Source organism: Aeromonas sp. 130281 (genome assembly GCF_056642115.1).
Map to the genome: position 1 here is coordinate 1,255,321 of NZ_JBWVQS010000001.1, position 19,817 is coordinate 1,275,137.

General features: G+C 63.3%; 16 protein-coding genes. 9 read left to right on the forward strand and 7 right to left on the reverse strand.

Annotation, left to right across the window (positions count from 1 at the left end):
* Nucleotides 1–24: 24 nt before the first annotated feature.
* The 5 genes from AC1IN8_RS05630 to AC1IN8_RS05650 all read right to left on the reverse strand — a co-directional run bounded on the left by AC1IN8_RS05630 (nt 25) and on the right by AC1IN8_RS05650 (nt 5,756).
* Nucleotides 25–1,059 carry a fimbrial protein gene (locus tag AC1IN8_RS05630; RefSeq protein ID WP_479758326.1) on the reverse strand — a complete coding sequence of 345 codons (1,035 nt, stop codon included), beginning with the start codon at nt 1,057–1,059 and terminating at the stop codon, nt 25–27.
* Nucleotides 1,052–1,819, reverse strand: a complete 768-nt coding sequence (locus AC1IN8_RS05635; RefSeq protein WP_479758327.1) for a fimbrial biogenesis chaperone — start codon at nt 1,817–1,819, stop codon at nt 1,052–1,054. The genes AC1IN8_RS05630 and AC1IN8_RS05635 overlap by 8 nt, the downstream gene beginning before the upstream one ends.
* Complete coding sequence (locus AC1IN8_RS05640) at nt 1,816–4,368, reverse strand: fimbria/pilus outer membrane usher protein (RefSeq protein ID WP_479758328.1); 2,553 nt, start codon at nt 4,366–4,368, stop codon at nt 1,816–1,818. The genes AC1IN8_RS05635 and AC1IN8_RS05640 overlap by 4 nt, the downstream gene beginning before the upstream one ends.
* 76 nt (nt 4,369–4,444) lie before the next feature.
* The gene (locus AC1IN8_RS05645; RefSeq protein ID WP_236661628.1) at nt 4,445–5,164 is read right to left on the reverse strand and encodes a fimbria/pilus periplasmic chaperone; all 720 of its coding nucleotides are present in this window, start codon (nt 5,162–5,164) and stop codon (nt 4,445–4,447) included.
* Between the two features lie 52 nt (nt 5,165–5,216).
* Nucleotides 5,217–5,756: a fimbrial protein gene (locus tag AC1IN8_RS05650; protein ID WP_025326137.1), complete on the reverse strand. Its 540-nt coding sequence runs from the start codon at nt 5,754–5,756 to the stop codon at nt 5,217–5,219.
* 250 nt (nt 5,757–6,006) lie between these two features.
* On the opposite strand from AC1IN8_RS05650, the gene AC1IN8_RS05655 reads away from it, so the two are divergent.
* Nucleotides 6,007–6,834, forward strand: coding sequence for a peptidoglycan DD-metalloendopeptidase family protein (locus AC1IN8_RS05655; protein WP_479758329.1), 828 nt, complete (start codon nt 6,007–6,009; stop codon nt 6,832–6,834).
* 67 nt (nt 6,835–6,901) lie between these two features.
* Here the strand turns inward: AC1IN8_RS05655 and AC1IN8_RS05660 are convergent, their stop codons facing one another.
* Entirely contained in the window at nt 6,902–8,239 is a 1,338-nt protein-coding gene (locus tag AC1IN8_RS05660; protein ID WP_479758330.1) for an MATE family efflux transporter, read from the reverse strand.
* Nucleotides 8,240–8,392: 153 nt separating this feature from the next.
* Here AC1IN8_RS05660 and mscM point away from each other — a divergent pair, with 153 nt between their 5' ends.
* The 7 genes from mscM to frdD all read left to right on the forward strand — a co-directional run bounded on the left by mscM (nt 8,393) and on the right by frdD (nt 18,223).
* Complete coding sequence (gene mscM, locus AC1IN8_RS05665; protein ID WP_479758331.1) at nt 8,393–11,668, forward strand: miniconductance mechanosensitive channel MscM; 3,276 nt, start codon at nt 8,393–8,395, stop codon at nt 11,666–11,668.
* Between the two features lie 35 nt (nt 11,669–11,703).
* A complete protein-coding gene (locus AC1IN8_RS05670; RefSeq protein WP_479758332.1) occupies nt 11,704–12,381 on the forward strand; it encodes a glycerophosphodiester phosphodiesterase in 678 nt (225 codons plus the stop codon).
* 159 nt (nt 12,382–12,540) lie between these two features.
* Nucleotides 12,541–14,418 (forward strand): methyl-accepting chemotaxis protein, encoded by a 1,878-nt coding sequence (locus tag AC1IN8_RS05675; protein ID WP_139435729.1) that lies wholly within the window; start codon nt 12,541–12,543, stop codon nt 14,416–14,418.
* 515 nt (nt 14,419–14,933) lie between these two features.
* Nucleotides 14,934–16,718, forward strand: coding sequence for a fumarate reductase (quinol) flavoprotein subunit (frdA, locus tag AC1IN8_RS05680; RefSeq protein WP_202046479.1), 1,785 nt, complete (start codon nt 14,934–14,936; stop codon nt 16,716–16,718).
* Complete coding sequence (locus tag AC1IN8_RS05685; RefSeq protein WP_059168380.1) at nt 16,711–17,445, forward strand: succinate dehydrogenase/fumarate reductase iron-sulfur subunit; 735 nt, start codon at nt 16,711–16,713, stop codon at nt 17,443–17,445. The genes frdA and AC1IN8_RS05685 overlap by 8 nt, the downstream gene beginning before the upstream one ends.
* Nucleotides 17,446–17,456: 11 nt before the next feature.
* On the forward strand, nt 17,457–17,855 hold the full coding sequence (locus tag AC1IN8_RS05690; RefSeq protein ID WP_139435736.1) for a fumarate reductase subunit C: 399 nt from the start codon (nt 17,457–17,459) through the stop codon (nt 17,853–17,855).
* 11 nt (nt 17,856–17,866) lie between these two features.
* Entirely contained in the window at nt 17,867–18,223 is a 357-nt protein-coding gene (gene frdD, locus AC1IN8_RS05695; RefSeq protein WP_025326128.1) for a fumarate reductase subunit FrdD, read from the forward strand.
* Nucleotides 18,224–18,373: 150 nt separating this feature from the next.
* On the opposite strand, the gene AC1IN8_RS05700 is transcribed toward frdD, so the two are convergent.
* Nucleotides 18,374–19,072: a DAPG hydrolase family protein gene (locus AC1IN8_RS05700; RefSeq protein ID WP_479758334.1), complete on the reverse strand. Its 699-nt coding sequence runs from the start codon at nt 19,070–19,072 to the stop codon at nt 18,374–18,376.
* Nucleotides 19,073–19,166: 94 nt separating this feature from the next.
* Between AC1IN8_RS05700 and AC1IN8_RS05705 the strand changes: the two genes are divergently transcribed.
* Nucleotides 19,167–19,808: a TetR/AcrR family transcriptional regulator gene (locus AC1IN8_RS05705; RefSeq protein ID WP_479758335.1), complete on the forward strand. Its 642-nt coding sequence runs from the start codon at nt 19,167–19,169 to the stop codon at nt 19,806–19,808.
* The last annotated feature ends 9 nt before the right edge of the window (nt 19,809–19,817 follow it).

Genomic DNA, 19,817 nt, shown 5'->3' on the forward strand with positions numbered 1-19,817 from the left:
AAATAGGGGCAGATAACCCTGTCATCAGGGCACGCTCACCGTGACCATGATGGTGCCCGTGTAAGCACCGGTGCGCACCACCTGACCCGGCAACCGGGTCGGATACAGCCTCACCTGATATTGGGTGTTGTGGCTGGCCGCCGAGTAGGGTACCGCGATGGCAGTATCAAATGGAATAGGGGTCAGCGTATCCTGCTCGACCATGCCCACCCCGACTCCGGCCAGGCTGGTGGTGATGAAGCGATTCTGGCTGCTGAGCGCCCCCCCGAAGCTGTACTGCAGCGGCACCAGGTAGTCACTCGGGATCTGGCTGCAGGTCACGCTCACATTGACGCTGCGCGGGGCATAACCCCTGGGGATCTCCCCCTCGACGAAGGCACTCTGCGCCACGGCGCCGAGATCGATGGGAATGCTGGTGCCGGCGGGGAACTGGCAGGTCGGCGTCGAGGTGACGCTGATGTTCATCGCCAGGGTGCTGAAGGCATTGACCGGGCTGGTGTCCGGTACATTAGCACGACGCACAAAGAGGTGGGCGACGGTGCCGCTGAAGGTCTGGGTACCCGTGACCCCCTTGAGCAGTTTCAGGGTATAGCGGCCGCCGTTAACATCAATCCCGCCCAAGGCCAGATTCAACACGTTGCCGATGCAGACGGCCAGCAACCCGCTGCTAGTCGCGTTGAAAGGTATAGTCCGATAATTCCCTGCCGCATTGAACTCGACCTTGAGGCCGAAATAGGGGTTGAGCTTGATGAGAGTCCCCAGAGGATCGGAGACGGTGGGCAGACTGGTGGTGCCCTGGTAATAGACGGTCACCAGCAACCCCACCGAGATGCCGGTGCAATCACAGGTGGCCGTGCCCGTGGTCGAGAAGGAGGTGGCAGCGTTGGTCCCTCCTGGCTGATAGAGACCGCTATCGGCGGTGATGGCGCCGGTCGCCACGAAGGGGCTGGTGCACTGGCCATTGACGGCCCGTGCTTCGCCCGCCCACAAGCTCCCCAGCAACAGCAGCGCCGCCACCAGCAAGGAAGGTTGGCCCAGGTTGCCGACGCCGTCACTCATCCCGCTCTCCTCCATGCCTGCCCAGGACAAATTCCTGCTCATGATAATTGCCATCGTCGTCGATCCAGCGCAGTCGCCCGCGGGCCCCCGCCGGCACGGCGCCCGCCATGGGAAGCGACAGGGAGCCATAAGGCGGCAGCACCCCGCCCTCGCGCCAGGCGAGGTGCGGTGCGCGCAGCAACACCTCGCTCAGGCTGATGTGAAAGGGGCCAGGATTGCTGACCCTAAGTCCGCCCCCCGCCAGCCCCTGCCAGCCAAGCCGGCTAACCGCCTCGGCCGGGGAACCCGCCAGGCCGAACGGCCGGTAGAACAGCTTGATGCGGGTGCGATACGCCAGCTGCACGCTCCCCTGCGAGGCCTGTGCCTTGGGGGGCAGTCCGAGGACATTGAGCCAGAACAGGGACTCCCTGTCTTGGGGAAGCCCGCTCAGATCCGCTCCCAGGATGCGCAGCACCTGCCCCTTCTGCGACCCCAGCCGCATCATGGGCGGCACCACCAGAAAGGGGGTCGAGACATCGGCCGGCCCCTGCTGCTCATTGCCGCCATCGACCCAGGCCTGCAGCAGGCTGGGCTCGCTGCCGTCGTTGCGCACCATCAGGCTGGCCTCAGAGCCCCCCTCATAGATCACCCGGGTACGCATCAGGTTCAGGGCGGCCTCGCAGCTTGAGCACCACAGCAGGGATCCCAACGCCAGCCATGACAGCATGGCGTATCCTTCCAGGGCCCGGCGCCAGCCATGGCAATCAAGGGGGTCTCTCATGAACTTGCTCCCGAAGCGAGACAGCGGGCGGCGACCTGCTGATAGGGCACGGCAGGATCCGGCCGAGGGACCCGGTAATCGAGCCGGCACCGTTCATCCCCCTCCCTGCCCCACTGGACATGGAGGGTCCCCTGCTCGCCACGCACGAAGATGAGCCCCCCCTGACCGACCACGGCCACGGCATCGCCGCGGCCATCGACCACCTCGGCACCAAAGGGCGGCGCACTGCCATCCTGACGCACGGCCTTGAGCAGCAAGGGCTGGCCGACATGGGTCTCGTATGCCAGCTTGACGATGGCCCCCCGGCGCGGGGCGACCATCTGGGCGCTGCCATCTATCTCCACATCCAGCGGCAAGCCGCTGGGATCCAGGCCTATGATGTTGGTGCGATAGGGGTTGAGCCCGGCCAGCACGGCATAGCCATCCCCGTCCACCTCGCTGCCGATCCCGTGGCTGACCCTGGCCCCCTGGGCTCCCTTGGCTTCCACCAGCGCCATCGTCTCCCCTTGCGTCTGCCCCAGCACCCAGCCCTCCTCATGGACCAGCAGGGTTCCCTTGGCCGAGGCCACGTACTGGGCGTAACCCTCCCCCTGACTGGTACTCAGCCCCAGCTGGGTGGCCGCCGTCTGATATTGCAGGTTGGCGCCATAGCTCAGGGCCGAGCTGCCACTCACCCGACTCTGATTGCCATAGACACCGTAATAGAAACGCCCGTCCCGGGTTCCTCCATTGAGATCCAGTCTGGCGCTGGCGCCCTGTCCCTCCTGATAGGAGAGGGTGCTACCGAGGCGCGGCGACCCCAGCTTGTCCCCGATGGGGATGCTGAGGCTCAGCACGTATTGATCCCCCACCCCCTCGTCCAGGGAGTGGCTGGCCGACAGGGTCAGGCTGCCCCAGTCAAACCCCCGGTTGTAGCCGAGCTGGAAGCTGCTGCTCTCCCCCTGGCCCCCCCAGTAGTCGCGGCGAATGCCGTTGAAGTAGAGATCCCCCCACTCCCCCACCGGCTGGTTGATGTTGAGCTGGAAGCGATTGCGCTCCCGCTGCAACCGGTCCAGCGCCTGGACCTGTATCGCCGCCACGTCGTTGAGGTCGAGATAGCCTTCGCTGGAGAAGCGATAGGCGGCCAGGGTGAAGTAGGTCTGGGTCCTCTCCATCTGCTTGCTGTAGGTGAGGCGATAGCTCTGACCGGCGAGGGAATCGGGCACGTTCGCGCTGGCGGGCAGCGCCAGTGCCCAGGAGCCGGTCACATCCAGGGCCAGGGCGCCGTAGTCCGAGCCCATGGCCGCGCCCCCCAGCAGGGCACCGTAATCCTCGGCGGCTATGGTTCCGCCATACAGGGTCAGGGCGTCCGAGAAGCCGCGCCTGTAGGTGCCTTGCAGAAAATCCGGGCCATCGGGGCCCGCATCATTGCGATAGCGTCCCAGGGTCAGGCTGAAGCGGGAGGTGTCGTCTCGCAACATCTGCACCACGGAGGAGAACGGCAGGGTGAAGCTGCGCTCGCTGCCATCCGCCTCCGTGATGGTCACGTCCAGATCACCGGCAAAGCTGGTGGCGTAGAGATCGTCGATGGCAAAGGCACCGGGGGCGACCTGGGTCTCATAGATGAGGGCGCTGCCCTGCCGTATGGTGACCCTGGCATTGCTCTGGGCCACCCCGCGCACCACGGGGGCAAAGCCCCGCTCGAAATCCGGCAGCATGGCGTCGTCGCTGGCAAGCTGCACGCCGGTGAAGGGCACGCTGTCGAAGCTGTCGCCCGGGGTGAAGTACTCTCCCAGGGTCAGCTGGGCTTTGCGGGAGGTGACATCCCGCTGCGCATAGCTGTTGAGGGGTTGATAGCCGCCCCCCTGGTTGCCCTGCCAGGAGCCGTTGTGGCGCAGGCGCCAGGCGCCGAGGTTGATGCCGGTGTTGAGGTTGACGCTGCTGCTCAATGGCTCCCCTGTGCTCCCCTGCTCGCTGTAATAGAGGTTGGCGTTATAGCCGACGAAGGCCGCATTGATCCCCTGCACCCACTGCTCAGGCCCCACATAGTCCCGCCTGGCCTGACCGAGATAAGCCTGGGGCAGGCTGAGTGCCCCGCTCAGACTGGCCAGATCGAAGGTGAAGCTGGCGCCGGGCACCAGGGCTCCCACCTCGATGCAGTCGCTCCGGAGTTGCTGCTGCACCGCCCCCTGGTCGGGCAGCTTGTCGACCAAGAGCCCCCACTGGGTCAGCTGATCCGGATGAAAGCAGAACAGAGGCGTCCCGGGATCCTGCCCCGCTCTCACCTCCACCTGCTGGCTTATCCTCTCCTTGCCATTGATGGTGATGTCGAGCTGGTAGCGCCCGGGGGGGATGAAGTCGGCACGGGAGAAACGGGCCAGGTCGATGTTGACCCCCAGGCTGTCGAGCAGTCGGCTGTCAAACTCGATGTCAGCGGGTGGGCTGACCGCTTGTCCGGCCAGCTCCTCCCCCATGGCAAGGGCGCCCCAGAGCAACAGAGAGATACCGCAGGCGGCGTGCCAGAGGACGGTGGCATGAAGGCAGCAAGAGAGGGGCATTCTGGCTGTCACGGCAAACCTCCCCCTCAGCGCCGGCCTGTGCACCGGGAGCACCGACCCCTGGGGCCCGCTCCGGCATCTTCCGGGATCAATTGAAGACGAATTGGCCCACCTCGCGGGCACCATAGTCGTTGAGCCAATAGAAGGTCACGGCCTTGGCATGGACGACCCCGGACAGCGGCTCAAGGGGGAAATCGAAGCTGCCCCCCGGCGCCACCATGCCGCCACTTGAGTTGCTGTAGCGCTGCGACGACGCCGTCGCCTGCAGCTCCAGATTGCTGATGCTGACGTGATAGAGGCTGGGGTTGCTGGCACGCAGTGCGTAACCGTCCCCCTGCCGGATCAGTCGCCAGCTCAACTGCTTGGCGGAGCGCTCGACATTGCCAGGCAGCCCGGATGGCCGGTAGAACATCTTGATCCGTGAGCGGAAGGCGAGCTGCACCAGATTCTGACCCGCCTGGGTCGACTTCACGCTCGGCGGCACCTCCAGCACGTTCAGCCAGAACACCGACTCCCGATCCTGGGGCAGCCCCTGCCCCACGTAGGCCAGGCGCAGGGACTGGCCACGCTGGGCCTCGATGCGGGTGATGGGAGGGGTTACCAGAAAGGGGAGCGCCTCGGCACCGGGCCGGATGCGGCGATCGCCCGCATCTATCCACACCTGTACCAGCGAGGGGGTGCTCCCCTTGTTGGTCAGCTCCAGGGTGACCTCACGGGCGTTGGCCGGGTAGATGACCCGGGTACCCGAGATCTGGACATGGCCCCAGGCCAGCCAGGGCAGGAGCAGCACGCACCAGAGCATGAGCATCAGCCCCGCCCTGCGGGGCCGATGGATGCGGAGCGCCTTCATGGCAGAGCGCTCAGTGGTAGTCCAGGGAGTAGATGAGATCCGCCGAGACCAGGCCGGCACCGACGGCACCTGTGGCTATGTACTGGGCGCTGTAGTAGAGGGTTGCCCCCCCGGTGGCACTGAAGTTGACCAGCACGTTGTTGCCTGTGTTGGTCCTCAGATCGATGGGAGTGCTGTTGGCCGAGAGGATCTGCACCTCGACGTTCTGGGCCGGGTTCTTGCCGCCCGAGGCGACGGCCTTGTTGCTGAGGTTGCCCGTGGTCTGCTCCACCCCGATGTTTTCGAAGTAGGCCCTCACCGACCCCGTGGTCGGGCAGCTGGTGAGGGCGAGGTTGAAGCCTGTCGCCCCCGCGGTCTGGCCTATGCTGCCGAGCGCATTGGTGCTGACGGTCGGCAGGGTCACGGTCGCCGACGCCGTACCGCCATTGACCGCGATGGCACAGGTCCCGGCGGTCACTTCGCCATTGATGGTAATGACCCCGTTGAAGGCGGCAACGGGTGCCGACATCCCCATGGTGAGTCCGAGTATCAAGAGAGCCTTCGTCTTCATCACAACCTCCACCTGTCCCTGGATGTCGCTGGCGACTGCTTTTCTCCTGCCAGTGTCTTGCTGCCTGCCGCCATAGGTGCCATTCAAAGACACCTTTAGTAACACATTAGTAAATAGCACAGAGTTCTCACTCCTGCCCTGTTCCAGGCAAACCCTGACGCACCCCATGACCCGAGGTGACGGACAGCCGGGCAAGAATGTGGCATCATTTTCCCCCTTTTATCTCACCGCCTTGTTCGATGGAGCCACCATGCGCCGCCTGTTCTTCCTCGTTCTGCTGCTCGGCAGCGCCTCCCTTCATGCCGAACCCGGCTTCATCAGCCGATTGCTCAACCACCCGGTGCCGGGGGGCGTGGCCGTGGTGCCGCTGGGGGATGGGCCCAAGGCGCCCGCCGCGCGCTATCAGGACAAACCGGTCCTGGTGGTGCGGGAAGAGGGGCGGCACTGGATTGCCATCGTCGGCATTCCGCTCAAGAGTCAGGCGGGCCCCCATCAGCTGCAGGTGAGCGATGGCCGCACCCTGGGCTTCACGGTCGGCAACAAGCACTATCGGGAGCAGCACATCAAGCTGAAGAACACCCGCCAGGTCAATCCGCTGGCCGAGGACATGGCGCGCATCAACCGTGAGCTGGCCGAGCAGAACGAGGCCTACCAGACCTTCAGCCCGGCCCAGCCGAGCAACCTGCTGTTCGACAAACCGGTCCAGGGCCCCCTCTCCAGCCCGTTCGGGCTGCGCCGCTTCTTCAACGGCGAGGAGCGTAACCCCCACTCCGGTCTCGACTTCGCGGTCGGCGCCGGTACCCCCATCAAGGCTCCGGCCGCCGGCAAGGTGATCCTCATCGGCAACTACTTCTTCAACGGCAATACGGTGTTCGTCGATCACGGTCAGGGGCTCATCAGCATGTTCTGCCACATGTCCAAGGTGGACGTGAAGCTGGGCCAGAGCCTGCCCCGCGGCGGCATCGTCGGCCGGGTCGGTGCCACCGGTCGCGCCACGGGTCCCCACATGCACTGGAACGTCAGCCTCAACGATGCCCGCGTCGACCCCGCCATCTTCATCGGCGCCTTCAAGCCCTGATCCGGGCAGCACGAAACGAAAAAGGCAGCCCGGGCTGCCTTTTTTCGTTCATGGAGAGGGGGGCTAGTCACGGGGCTGCGACATGCTGCCCGGCCTCCTTGCCCATGGCCCGCCACATCACCAGTACCAGCAGGGTGCTGCAGGTGGGCAGCGCCAGCCAGACCCCGGCCACTCCCCACAGGGAGGAGAAGCCCCACAGGAAGCCGCCAATCAGCACCAGCTTGCCCCCGGTGAGCAGGGAGGCGATGCGGGCCCGATTGATGGCCTGGAAATAGGTGGCCCCCACCAGCAGCAAGCCTTCCATCGGCAGCCCCCAGAAGTAGAGCCAGATGCCGAGCGTCGCCACCGGCAGGAGGGCCGCGTTGTCCCCCGCAAACAGATAGACCACCCCCTCGGGCCAGACATAGAGCGGTATCATGCCGCACAGCGCCACCCCCAGGGTCACCCCCAGCGCCAGGTTGCGCACCCGCAGCACCCGCTGCCAGTTGCCCGCCCCGGCATTGAAGCTGGCGATGGGCTGGATGCCCATGGCGATCCCCTCGAAGATGAGATAGAAAAAGGCCTCGCTGTAGCTGATGACGCCGTAGGCGGCCACGTGCAGGGAGCTGCCGACCGACAACAGCGCCTTGTTGTGCAGCGCCAGCACCACAGACAGATAGAGGTACATCAGGAAGCTCGACACCCCGAGTCGCAGCGTCTCCCCCATCAGGCGCCAGTCCGGCACCAGGGTATCCCAGCGGATGCGCAGCTGGCTGCGGGGGGTGAAGAAGTGCCACAGACAGAGGCCGCCGGTCACCGCCTGGGAGAGCATGGTGGCAATCGCCGCCCCCGCCAGTCCCCAGGGGATCACCGCCATCAGCAGGTAGTCGAGCAGCACGTTGAGCACGCCGCCCCCCACCAGGATCCAGGTGGTGAGGCCGGGTCGCCCGTCGTTGCGCAGCAGGGCGGTGAACGCCATGGAGAGCACGGCAAAGACCCCGAGCCAGGCGTACCACTGCAGGTAGGCGAACCCGGCGTCGAAGATGCCCCCCTCGGCCCCCATCCAGGTCAGCATCTCCTTGCCGTACCGGATGCCGATGAAGGCGAGCACGGCGGAGGCGATGAGCACCATCACCAGGGCGTTGCCGACTATGTGGCGCGCCTTGGCCTGCTCCCCCTTGCCCAGATAGAACGAGGCGAGCGACGAGGAGCCCATGCCGATCAGCGCCCCCACCGCATAGAGCACGGCGCAGATGGGGTAGGCCAGCATCATGCCAGCCAGGCCGTCCTGACCCAGGATATGGCCGACGAAGATGCCGTCTATGGTGACGTAGATGCCGGTGACCAGCATGGCGGCCACCGTCGGGGTGACGTAACGCAAAAAGAGACGAGAGAGGGGCGCCGTGCCCAGATCGACAGTGGACATAAATTGCTCAAGGGAGGGGAACGGCCAGAATAATAGCCAAACAAGACCCGGATCACCCGTTATTTATGTTGCAGATCATTAATGTGGAAGGCTTTACCCACCCCTGCCCCTGCTTTAGGCTAAGGCGACTTCTCATGAACGGAAACGTGCGCCATGTTGCAACGCCTGCTCTGCCTGATGCTCTGTCTCAGCCTGCTCCCCTTCTCCGCTGCCCAGGCCGATGATGCCGTCACCCAGGTGGAAGAGTTGCTGCAAAGCGTCCCCAAGACCGACAGCCCCGAGAACCAGCAACTGCGGGAGAGCTATCAGCAGGCGCTGCAGTATGCCCGGGATGCCCAGCGCTACCGGGAGCAGGGCAAGGCCTATCAGCAGATCCTCATCGACTATCCCAAGGAGTCGGCCCGCCTCAAGGAGAGCCTGCACAACTATCAGCCCCAGCCCCGCCCGCCCCTCTCCTCCCTCAAGGAGGAGGCGCTGCGCCAGGCCATCAGCCTGAGCAGCAACCGCCAGATCAACCTGCGCAAGGAGCGCCAGGCGGTGACCGACAGCCTCAACCAGCTGGAGAGCACGGGCCAGGAGTACCATGTGCGGGTCGATGAGCTGCGCAAGCAGTTGCTGCAGACCCGCTCCCAGCTCGATCGCTTGAGCTTCAGCAACGAGTCGGACAGGCTGCAGGAGGCCCAGCAACTGGCCACCCGCCTCAAGGAGCAGAGCCTCTCCGACCGGATCCAGATGCTGGAGCTGGAGCAGCTCTCCGCCCAGCAACGCAACGATCTCGGCAAGCTGAAGCTGCAGGAGCTCAACCTCGCCATCACGGACGAGGACGAGTGGCAGAACAGCCTGCTCAACCAGCAAAACCAGCTGCGGCGAGAAAAAACGGAGCAGGCGCTGGCGGAGAGCGAGCGGCTGCGCCGGCAGCTCACCTCGGATCTGCCCCTGCTGCAGGAGCAGCAACAGCAGAACCAGGCGCTCTCCCTGCAACTCGGCGCCCTGGAAGATCAGATAGAGCGGGTACAGGACGAGCAGCGCGGCATCGACACCTCCCTGTCAGGGCTGAGCGATCTGGTCAACTCGGTGCGGGAGCAACTGGAGTGGCTGCAGATAAGCAACGCCTACGGCGAAAACCTGCGCAGCAAGCTGGCGGATCTGCCTGCCTACTTCCCGCTGGAGAAGCTGGAGTCCGACATCGTCAAGGCGCGCATGGCGAAGTACCAGTACGAGACAGAGCAGGATGCCCTGAAGGATCCCGTGCAGATCCGCAACAACCTGCTGAGCGGGGATGAGATCACCCTGGACAGGGCCCAGCGCGCCGTGCTCGACAACCTGCTCAAGGCCAGACGGCAGCTGCTGACCCGGCTCAACGACGCCTCGGATACCCTCATTCAGGAGCAGACCCGGCTCAAGCTGCTCTACAGCCGCCAGAACAGCAAGATCGACGAAATCCGCGAGATCAGCGCCAGCCACCTGTTCTGGATGCCGGACGTACGCCCGCTCACCCCGGCCGTCCTGCTCGGCGTGCCCACCGCCCTGAGCCTGCTGCTCGATCCCGTCAACTGGCTGCAACTGCCCAGGGCCATAGTGGAGAACAACCCCATGACCCTGACCCTGGCGGGGCTCGGCCTGCTGGTGCTGGCCTGGTGCTGGGCCAAGCTGGGGCGCCACCTGGTGCAGTACAGCCACTACATAGCCCCGCGCATCGGCAAGGTGACCCAGGACAAGTTCAGCCTCACCAGCCGGCTGCTGGTGCGCTCCCTGCTGGCGGCCCTGCCGCTGCCCGCCATGGTGCTGATGATGCGCGGCCTGCTGGACGGCGCCTGGCAATACCCCTTCGCGGTGGCGGTGGCCCGGGGCCTTGGCGAGATCTGGTTCCTGCTGCTGGCGCTGCTGGTCGCCCGCCATCTGACCCTGGAGAAGGGGATCCTCATCCTCCATTTCCGCTGGCCAAAAGAGTCGGTACAGCGGGTCTGGGGCCAGTTCCGCACCCTGCTGCTGGTGCTGATCCCCAGCTTCTTCGTGCAGGGCATGGCCAACAGCTATCAGGAGCACGCCGTCTACGACTCCCTGGGTCGCCTCGCCTTCATCATCGGTGCCCTCTGGCTGCTGCTCTTCTTCGCCCGCCTCAACCGGGAGAGGCTGCCGCTCACCTGGGGCCAGGCGGACATGACCAAGCCCCACCTGCTGCACCACTTCATCTGGAACAGCCTGATGCTGGCCCCCCTGCTGGCGGTGCTGGGCTCCCTGTTCGGCTACTTCTATACCTCCCGCATCCTGCTGCGCCAGCTGGAGCTAAGCCTGCTGGCGGGGCTCGGCTGCCTGCTGATCTACTACCTGGCCCATCGCTGGATGCTGATCCAGCGCCGCCGCCTCGCCTTCGATCGCGCCAAGAGCAAGCGGGCCGAGATCCTGGCCCAGCGGGAGCGAGAGGATGACGACTTGAGCTCCGAGATCCCGGACGCGGTGGAGGAGCCCGAGCTGGATCTGGACACCATCAGCGCCCAGTCCCTCGGCCTGGTGCGCACCCTGCTGATGCTGGGCTTCACCATGCTGGTGGTGGTGCAATGGTCGGATCTCAACTCGGCCTTCAGCTTCCTCAGCAGCATCGAGGTGTGGCAGGTGAGCAGCAAGGTGGCCGGCATAGAGCAGCTCTCCGCCATCACCTTGCAGGATCTGATGCTAACCGCCTTCGCCTTCATCCTGACGGTGGTCACCGCCCGCAACCTGCCGGGGCTGATGGAACTCACCCTGCTCCAGCACCTGAGCCTCTCCCCCGGCACCGGCTTCGCCCTGACCACGGTCAGCAAGTATCTGGTGATCCTCATCGGCGCCCTCACCGGCTTCTCCATGCTCGGCATCGACTGGTCCAAGACCCAGTGGCTGGTGGCGGCGCTCTCGGTGGGCCTGGGCTTCGGTCTGCAGGAGATCTTCGCGAACTTCGTCTCCGGCCTCATCATACTGTTCGAGAAGCCGATCCGGCTCGGCGACACCGTCACCATTCGCGATCTGACCGGCACTGTCACCAAGATCAAGACCCGCGCCACCACTATCGTGGACTGGGACAGGAAGGAGATCATCGTCCCCAACAAGGCCTTCATCACCGAGCAGTTCATCAACTGGTCCCTGTCCGATGCCATCACCCGGGTCAAGCTGCGCATCCGCATCGGCCTGACCCAGGAGCCCAAGCGGGTGCAGCAGCTGCTGGAGCAGTGCGTGCAGGAGTCCACCCTGGTGCTGGATACCCCCACCCCAGAGGTGTTCCTGATCGAGTTCACCGACTCGGCCCTCATCTACGAGATCCGCCTCTACGTCAACAACATGGATCACCGGATGCCGATCACTCATGAAGTCCATTCGCTGATCCTGGATAAACTCAACCAGCTCGGCATGCCTCTGCCCCACCAGCAGATCGACATTCGGATGAGCCGGGGATGAGCCGGGGCTAAGCCCAGACAACGCAGGAGCCAATCATGCAGATCATTGCCCATCGCGGTGCCAGCAAACTGGCGCCGGAGAACACCCTCAAGGCGATGGAGATAGCCATCGCACTCGGAGTCGGCGCCATCGAGCTCGACGTGCAGTGGGCAGACGGCGAGCTCTGGGTCTTCCACGACCGGCGGCTGGAGCGTTGCACCGACGGCCACGGGGTGCTGGCCGAGCAGTCCCGGGACTATCTGGCGAGCCTGGATGCGGGGGACGGGGAGCGGATCCCGACCCTGTGGCAGGTGATGGGCCTGGTGGCGGGACGCTGCGAGCTGCACATCGAGCTCAAGGGGGCGCACACCGCCGAGCCGGTGGCGGCCCTGACCCTCCGCGCCGAGGCGGAGCTTGGCTTCACCCCGGCCCACTGGGTCGTCTCCTCCTTTCACCATCCCGAACTGGCGCGCTTCAAGGCACTGCGGCCAGAGATCCGGCTTGGCGCCCTGACCGCCAGCCTGCCGCTGCACGGTGCCCGTTTCGCCGAAGAGCTGGGGGCCTGGTCCCTGAATTGCGATGTGGATTTTGTCGACGCCGGGCTGGTGGTGGATGCCCATCGCCGTGGGCTCAAGATCCTGGTTTACACGGTCGACGAACTGAGTGATGGGGCTGCCTTGGCGGCCATGGGTGTCGATGGCATCTTTACCAACCGACCAGATCGATTCAGCTGAGTATCGGCGCGCCCTGGCGGCCCATCAGGAGGTGAAAAAAGATCGAAAATTTCCTGTGCACCGGGATACATAAAGTCCACTTTCAGCCGATACAGAGTTGGCTCATAACAATAATAAACACCACACAGATCTCAGACCGACGCTCACAAGGATGTAAACATGAATCTATCCATCAAGAACAAGCTGGTCCTCGCCATCGGGGCCATTATCCTGGTCATCTCCAGCCTGCAGGTCTGGTACAACACCACCCAGCTGCGCAGCGAAACCCAGCGGCTGATCTGGAGCTTCATCGACGACAGCTCCATCTCCAACGTCAAGGGGATCTCCCGCTGGCTCGATGCGCGCATCAATCTCGTCACCGCCACCAAGGAAGCCTTCACCAAGGAGGATGAGCCCCTCAGCCACCTGGCCCAGTCCATGAACGCAGGCAACTTCGACCTGGTCTATGTGGGCACCAAGGATGGCCGGATGATCCAGAGCAAGCAGACCAACCTGCCTGCCGGCTATGATCCGCGCCAGCGTCCCTGGTACAAGGACGCCATGGCCGCCGGCAAGCTCGCCATCACGGCCCCCTATGCCGATGCCTCGTCTGGCAACCTCATCATCACCATCGCCGAGCCCTTCAGCCGTGGCAACACCGACGGCGTCATCGCCGGTGACGTCTCCATCGACGGCCTGGTGCGCGACGTGCTGGCCATCAACTCGGAAGGCACCTACGCCATCCTGGTGGACAGCAACGGCACCATCATAGCCCACCCGGACAAGGCGCTGACCCTCAAGCCCGCCACCGCCCTCTCCCCCGAGCTGACGGCGGCCAAGGTCAACGAGCTGGCCCATGACAACACCATCTCCGAGATGGATATCAGCGGCAAGGCCAGCGTGTTCGACCTTACCGAGATCCCCAATACCAACTGGTATTTCGGCATAGTGGTGGACGAGGCGGTCGCCTACCAGTCCGTCTCCCGCATGGTCACCTCTGCCCTGCTGCAGGGCCTGCTGACCATCCTCATCGTCGCGGGCTTCTCCTACGTGGCCATCAACAGCTCCCTGGCCCCGCTGAAGACCCTCGGCGAGGCGATCGCGGATCTCTCCCGCGGCAACGGCGATCTGACCCGCCGCATCAAGATCGAGCGGGAAGACGAGGTCGGCACCGTCGCCAAGCACGTCAACACCTTCATCGAGCGCATCCACGTCATGGTGCAGGACATCTCCAACTCCTCCGGGCAGCTCAACCAGCAGGCCAGGTCCTCCCACGACATGGCGGAGAAATCCAACCAGGGTCTGGCGCGCCAGCAGAACGAGATCTCCCAGATAGCCACGGCAGTGCACGAGATGTCCGCCACCGCCGTCGAGGTTGCCAGCAATGCCGAGCAGACCGCGGAGGCAGCCCGCAGCTCCTCCAGCAGTTGCGAGCACGGCAAGCAGGTGATCGCCCGCAACCAGCGCTCCATCACGGATCTCGCCACCCAGGTCAAGCAGGCCTCCGGCATCATCCAGGAGCTGGAGAAGAACGCCCAGGAGATCAACACCATCCTCTCCACCATCCAGGGCATCGCCGAGCAGACCAACCTGCTGGCACTGAACGCCGCCATCGAGGCCGCCCGGGCCGGTGAGCAGGGTCGCGGCTTTGCGGTGGTCGCCGACGAGGTACGGGTGCTGTCACAACGCACCCACAGCTCCACCGTCGAGATCCGCAGCATGATAGAGACGCTGCAGCGCAACACCCAGGGGGCCGTCAGCACCATGCACGAGGGCCAGCTGCTGGCACAGAACAGCGTGGAAGATGCGAACGATGCCACCCAGGCCCTGGAGCAGATCACCACCTCCATCAACCAGATCTCCGACATGGCGACCCAGATCTCCAGTGCCGCCGAGGAGCAGCGGGCGGTGACCGACGAGGTCAGCCGCAACATCCAGGCGGTCAAGGACGTCTCGGACGAGCTGGCGGTGGATGCGGACAGCTCCCGCAATCTCTCGGCTCAACTTAAAAATATTTCAGGTGAGCTCAACAATCAGGTCGGCATGTTCCGCATCTGATCGAGCCAATGAAGAGGGGCCGTCCAGGCCCCTTTTTTTATATAAACCCTTTTCGTTTCAATGGTTATAATTCCCTTTCGACACCGGACACTCTGTGATCTTCCTCTCCATTCGAGTATCATTCTGACGCGACTGGTGCCTGCCCTGACTATATTCGCATTACTTTTTTCGATGTTTTTTCAGCACCCCCAAGGTGATAATAGTTATCATTAAACATTTCTGATAAAAAACTTAAAAACTTTATGGGTAATACCTAAAAAGAGAGGCATTTCTCATTTTTTTGAAAGAAAACTACGTACAATCTTGGGGTTAAAATCACCAGAGTAGCGAGTACGGCTGATCCAGATCACTGATGGATGGCGATAATGACGGCATTTTCATCCAAGGAATGGGGTGGTTGTAATAAAAATCACCGTTGCCAAGCACTAAAACAAAGCAGTTTGACTTGCATCAAGCCTGAATTTTTTTCATAGAGCAAAATCGTGCCCAGCAAATCTATCCCTAAGGAGGCAGATGTGGATATTATCAAGACCGATGTTGCCATCATCGGTGCCGGTGGTGGTGGCCTGCGTGCCGCAATCGCCATTGCAGAAGCCCACCCGGAGCTGGAAATCGCCCTGATTTCCAAGGTCTATCCGATGCGCAGCCATACAGTGGCCGCCGAAGGTGGCGCCGCAGGCGTCGTGCGTGATGACGACTCCCTCGAAAACCACTTCAATGACACCGTCTCCGGTGGTGACTGGTTGTGTGAGCAGGACGTAGTCGAATACTTCGTCAACAACGCCACCAACGAAATGATCCAGCTGGAGCACTGGGGTTGCCCCTGGAGCCGCAAGCCGGATGGCAAGGCCAACGTCCGCCGTTTCGGCGGGATGAAGATCCCGCGCACCTGGTTCGCCGCAGACAAGTCCGGTTTCCACATTCTGCACACCCTGTTCCAGACCTCCATCAAGTATCCGACCATCAAGCGCTACGATGAGCACTTCTGTCTGGATCTCATCGTGGACGATGGCCGCGTCCAGGGGGTACTGACCTTTGACATCCAGAACGGTATCACCCGCTTTATCCAGGCCAAGTCCGTGGTGCTGGCCACCGGCGGTGCCGGCCGCGTCTACCGCTACAACACCAACGGCGGCATCGTCACCGGCGACGGCATGGCGCTGGCCTACCGTCACGGCGTACCGCTGCGTGACATGGAATTCGTCCAGTATCACCCGACCGGCCTGCCGGGCACCGGCATACTGATGACCGAAGGCTGTCGTGGCGAGGGGGGCATCCTGCTCAACAAGGATGGCTACCGCTACCTGCAAGACTATGGTCTGGGCCCGGAAACCCCGGTCGGCCAGCCGAAGAACAAGCACATGGAGCTGGGTCCGCGCGATCGTCTCTCCCAGGCCTTCTGGCAGGAGCAGCAGAAAGGCCGCGTGATCCAGGGCCCCATGGGCGACGTGGTTCACCTCGACCTGCGCCACCTCGGCGAGAAGTACCTGAAGGAGCGTCTGCCCTTCATCTGCGAACTGGCCAAGGCCTACGTGGGTGTGGATCCGGTCAAGGAGCCGATCCCGGTCCGTCCGACTGCCCACTACACCATGGGCGGCATCGAGACTGACGGCAAGTGCGCCACCCGCATGCCGGGCCTCTACGCCGCTGGCGAGTGCGCCTCCGTCGGTCTGCACGGCGCCAACCGTCTGGGCTCCAACTCCCTGTCCGAGATCGTGGTGTTCGGCAAGGTGGCCGGTGAGCAGGCAGCCGAATTCGCGGCGACCCAGCAGCACGGCAACACCCAGGCGCTGGCCGCCAAGGCCGAGGCGCTGATCAAGCAGCACCTCTCCCTGCTCGACATCGACGGCACCGAAAACCCGGCCGATATCCGCAACGAGCTGGGCATGTCCATGGAAGCCGGCGTCGGTATCTACCGTACCGAAGAGCTGATGCAGGGCACCATCGACAAGATCAACGAGCTGAAGGCCCGTTACAAGAAGGTCAAGATCAACGACAAGTCCTCTGTCTTCAACACCGACCTGCTGTACGCCATCGAACTGGGCTACATGCTGGACGTGGCCGAAGCCATGGCCCACTCCGCCCTCAACCGCAAAGAGTCTCGTGGCTCCCACCAGCGTCTGGACGGTTACGAGGAGCGGGATGACGTGAACTACCTCAAGCACACCCTCTCCTTCTACAACCAGGAAGGCGCCCCGACCATCGATTACTCCGATGTGAAGATCACTAAATCCCAACCGGCCAAGCGTGTGTACGGTTCCGAGGGTGAGAAACAAGACGAGGCTAAGAAGAATGGCTGAGATGATCGAAATTGAAATCCTGCGCTACCGTCCCGAGCAGGATAACGAGCCCTGGATGCAGACCTTCCAGGTGCCTTACCTGAAAGAGATGTCCCTGCTGGATGCCCTGCAATACATCAAGGATCAGCTGGACTCCACCCTGAGCTTCCGCTGGTCCTGCCGGATGGCGATCTGCGGCTCCTGCGGCATGATGGTCAACGGCATTCCGAAGCTGGGTTGCAAGACCTTCCTGCGGGACTACCTGCCGGGCAAGATGACCATAGAGCCCCTCAACAACTTCCCGATCGAGCGCGACCTGGTGGTCGACATGTCCGATTTCATCGAGAAGCTGGAGAGCATCAAGCCCTACATCATCCCGAGCGAGCCGCGCAGCCTGTGCGACGGCGAGTACACCCAGACCCCGGCCGACATGGCGAAGTATCACCAGTTCTCCATGTGCATCAACTGCGGTCTGTGCTACGCCGCCTGCCCGCAGTATGGCATCAACAAGAAGTTCACCGGCCCGGCGGCCCTGGCGCTGGCCTATCGCTACAACGCCGACAACCGCGACAGCGCGTCCAAGGAGCGGATGAAGATCATCAGCCAGGACGAGGGCGTCTGGGGCTGTACCTTCGTGGGTTACTGCTCTGATGTCTGTCCGAAGGGCGTGGACCCGGCCGCCGCCATCCAGCTTGGCAAGGTCGAGAGCGCCAAGGACTACATGATCGCCATGTTCAAGCCGGATTGAGGAGTGAGACCATGAACAACACAGAGAGCAAACGTAAGCCCTACGTGCGCGAGATGAAGAAAGACTGGTGGCTGAAGAATGCCTTCTACACCGGCTACATGATCCGCGAAGGCACCAGCATCTTCGTCTCCATCTACGCCGTGGTGCTGATGTGGGGTCTGATGCGTCTGGTGCAGGGTCAGGAGGCGTTCAACGGCTGGCTGGAGTCCCTGCAGAGCCCCATCGCCATCCTGTTCCACGTCATCGCCCTGGCCGCCTGCCTGTTCCACGCCAAGACCTGGTTCGCACTGGCCCCGAAAGCCATGCGCATCTTCCGTGGCGAAGACCTGGTGCCGGAGAAGCCAATCGTCATCGCCCAGTATGTGGCACTGGCGGCGGTATCCCTGCTGATCCTGATCATCGTGGCTTGAGGAGATTAATGATGAGACGTTCTGACGAACCCATTTACTGGGGACTCTTTGGTGCCGGTGGCATGGTGGTTGCCATGCTGCTGCCGGTGATTGTCCTCATTACCGGTCTGCTGGTGCCCATGGGCATCATGGACGTGGAGACCATGAGCTACGAGCGCGTGCTCGCCTTCGCCAGCTCCTGGTGGGGTGCCTGCATCCTGCTGGTCATCATAGCCCTGCCCATCTGGCACGGCATGCACCGCATCTACCACGGCCTGCATGATCTCGGGATCCACACCACCAAGCTGCACCACTATGTGTTCTATGGCTTCGCCTTCCTGGTGTCCGCCATCACGGTCGGCCTGCTGATGGTGCTGGTACTCCAGTAATCCTTAAGTTGCCAGCAACAGATGATAAAACCGGGCCCAGTGCCCGGTTTTTTATCACTCCCCCAACGGTCAGGCGTCACGTCGACGACCACTCCGGCCCTCTCATGGGACAAGGCTGTCTTCGGCCGAAGGCGCACTCTGAGCGCCGCTTCACCAGAGTCGCGGCGCCGGTTCGCGGCCGTTTTCCGCGTAATAGAGCGACGACAGAAACTGCGCCAGATAGCTGAACTCGCTGTAGCAGTGGCGCATCAGGTTGAAGCCGACCTCGTCCGGTACCTCATCAAACGGATTGGCGCAGGCCTTGCCCAGCAGGAAGCGGCTGCGCAGCACGCAGCCATAGGGGGTATCACGCGCCAGATGCAACATCTCACCATCCAGCGGCGCCCCCTGCTGATCCAGCGCCACCTCATCGCCAAAGCCGATGCGGGCGCAGATGGCGGCAGACAATACCTGCGTCTCCCTCGCCTCGTGCAGCGATTGCGGGGCGAACACCTCTTCGGCGCCGTGAAACTTCAGGCGAGCCGCCACCGGCGGCAGCTCGGCAAGCCACTCCACCGCATCTATGCTGGCCCCCACGTAACGCTCTCCCTTTTTCCAGTGATGATCCCAGCCCCGGTGTTCGACGTGATCGTGGGGGTGCCACCACTTGATGTGCTGGGTCGTCTCGAAAAACGTAAACCACCAGTCCAGCATGCGCCCCTTGCACCCGTGCAGATCGGTGCGGATGGCGACCGTCAGCAGACCGTCGGTGCTGCGGGTCAGGCCCATTTCAAGGCGAAGGGGTTGAGGACTGAGCAACTCGTTGATGTCATTGACGCCCCAAGGGGCAAGCAAGGCAGAAGGATGCATGATGTGACTCCGATAAATTTAGGAAACGAAGTTCGTTTCCTAAATTACGCTATGCCTGTATGCTGGGTCTGTCAATGCTTTACAGGAGCCCATCATGTCGCACCAAACCGATGAAGAGACACGCTCACGGGGCCGGCCGGCCACCCCGGAATCCGACCTGCGCGCTGCCCTCGCCGAGGCGACGCTGACCTTGTTGCTCAAGGGGGGGTACGGCGCAGCGACCGTGGATGCTGTGGCCAAAGAGGCAGGGGTTGCCAAGAAGACCCTGTACCGCTTCGCCGCCAATCGCGACGAGCTGGTGGCGCAGGCGGTGCGCAGCTGGACCGATGCCTTTCAGCCGGCCTTCGAACAGGATGCCGATAGCCCCGACGCCCTGGGGGAGATGCTGGAGCGGGGATTGCAGGCCATTGCGAGCCAGGTACTGAGCGCACCGGCGGTCGGCATGTTCCGGCTGTTGCAACATGAATTTGTGGGGCGCGATGCCCTGCTGGCGACCTATCAGGAGAACGGCATTGCCCGCGGTAGGGCGACGCTGACGGCGTGGTTGCAACGCCAGCAGCAACTGGGCTGGCTGCGCGAGCTGGACGCCGCCCAGACCAGCGACCTGCTGCTGGCGATGACCATGGCGGAGCCGCTGCGCCAGATGGCGCTCGGCTTGCTGGCGCCGGGCAGCGACATTTGCGAACGTATAGCCGCCGCCGTTGCGCTGGTGCTGCCCGGCTTGATGCGAGGGTAGGCGCCCTTC

What these genes read in the sequence shown, in the direction of transcription:
- AC1IN8_RS05645 (WP_236661628.1), bottom strand. Translation starts at nt 5,164, where the DNA reads ATGCTCATGCTCTGGTGCGTGCTGCTCCTGCCCTGGCTGGCCTGGGGC.
- AC1IN8_RS05685 (WP_059168380.1), top strand. Translation starts at nt 16,711, where the DNA reads ATGGCTGAGATGATCGAAATTGAAATCCTGCGCTACCGTCCCGAGCAG.
- AC1IN8_RS05675 (WP_139435729.1), top strand. Translation starts at nt 12,541, where the DNA reads ATGAATCTATCCATCAAGAACAAGCTGGTCCTCGCCATCGGGGCCATT.
- frdD (WP_025326128.1), top strand. Translation starts at nt 17,867, where the DNA reads ATGAGACGTTCTGACGAACCCATTTACTGGGGACTCTTTGGTGCCGGT.
- AC1IN8_RS05655 (WP_479758329.1), top strand. Translation starts at nt 6,007, where the DNA reads ATGCGCCGCCTGTTCTTCCTCGTTCTGCTGCTCGGCAGCGCCTCCCTT.
- AC1IN8_RS05705 (WP_479758335.1), top strand. Translation starts at nt 19,167, where the DNA reads ATGTCGCACCAAACCGATGAAGAGACACGCTCACGGGGCCGGCCGGCC.
- AC1IN8_RS05700 (WP_479758334.1), bottom strand. Translation starts at nt 19,072, where the DNA reads ATGCATCCTTCTGCCTTGCTTGCCCCTTGGGGCGTCAATGACATCAAC.
- AC1IN8_RS05635 (WP_479758327.1), bottom strand. Translation starts at nt 1,819, where the DNA reads ATGAGAGACCCCCTTGATTGCCATGGCTGGCGCCGGGCCCTGGAAGGA.
- AC1IN8_RS05650 (WP_025326137.1), bottom strand. Translation starts at nt 5,756, where the DNA reads ATGAAGACGAAGGCTCTCTTGATACTCGGACTCACCATGGGGATGTCG.
- mscM (WP_479758331.1), top strand. Translation starts at nt 8,393, where the DNA reads ATGTTGCAACGCCTGCTCTGCCTGATGCTCTGTCTCAGCCTGCTCCCC.
- AC1IN8_RS05630 (WP_479758326.1), bottom strand. Translation starts at nt 1,059, where the DNA reads ATGAGTGACGGCGTCGGCAACCTGGGCCAACCTTCCTTGCTGGTGGCG.
- AC1IN8_RS05670 (WP_479758332.1), top strand. Translation starts at nt 11,704, where the DNA reads ATGCAGATCATTGCCCATCGCGGTGCCAGCAAACTGGCGCCGGAGAAC.
- AC1IN8_RS05690 (WP_139435736.1), top strand. Translation starts at nt 17,457, where the DNA reads ATGAACAACACAGAGAGCAAACGTAAGCCCTACGTGCGCGAGATGAAG.
- AC1IN8_RS05660 (WP_479758330.1), bottom strand. Translation starts at nt 8,239, where the DNA reads ATGTCCACTGTCGATCTGGGCACGGCGCCCCTCTCTCGTCTCTTTTTG.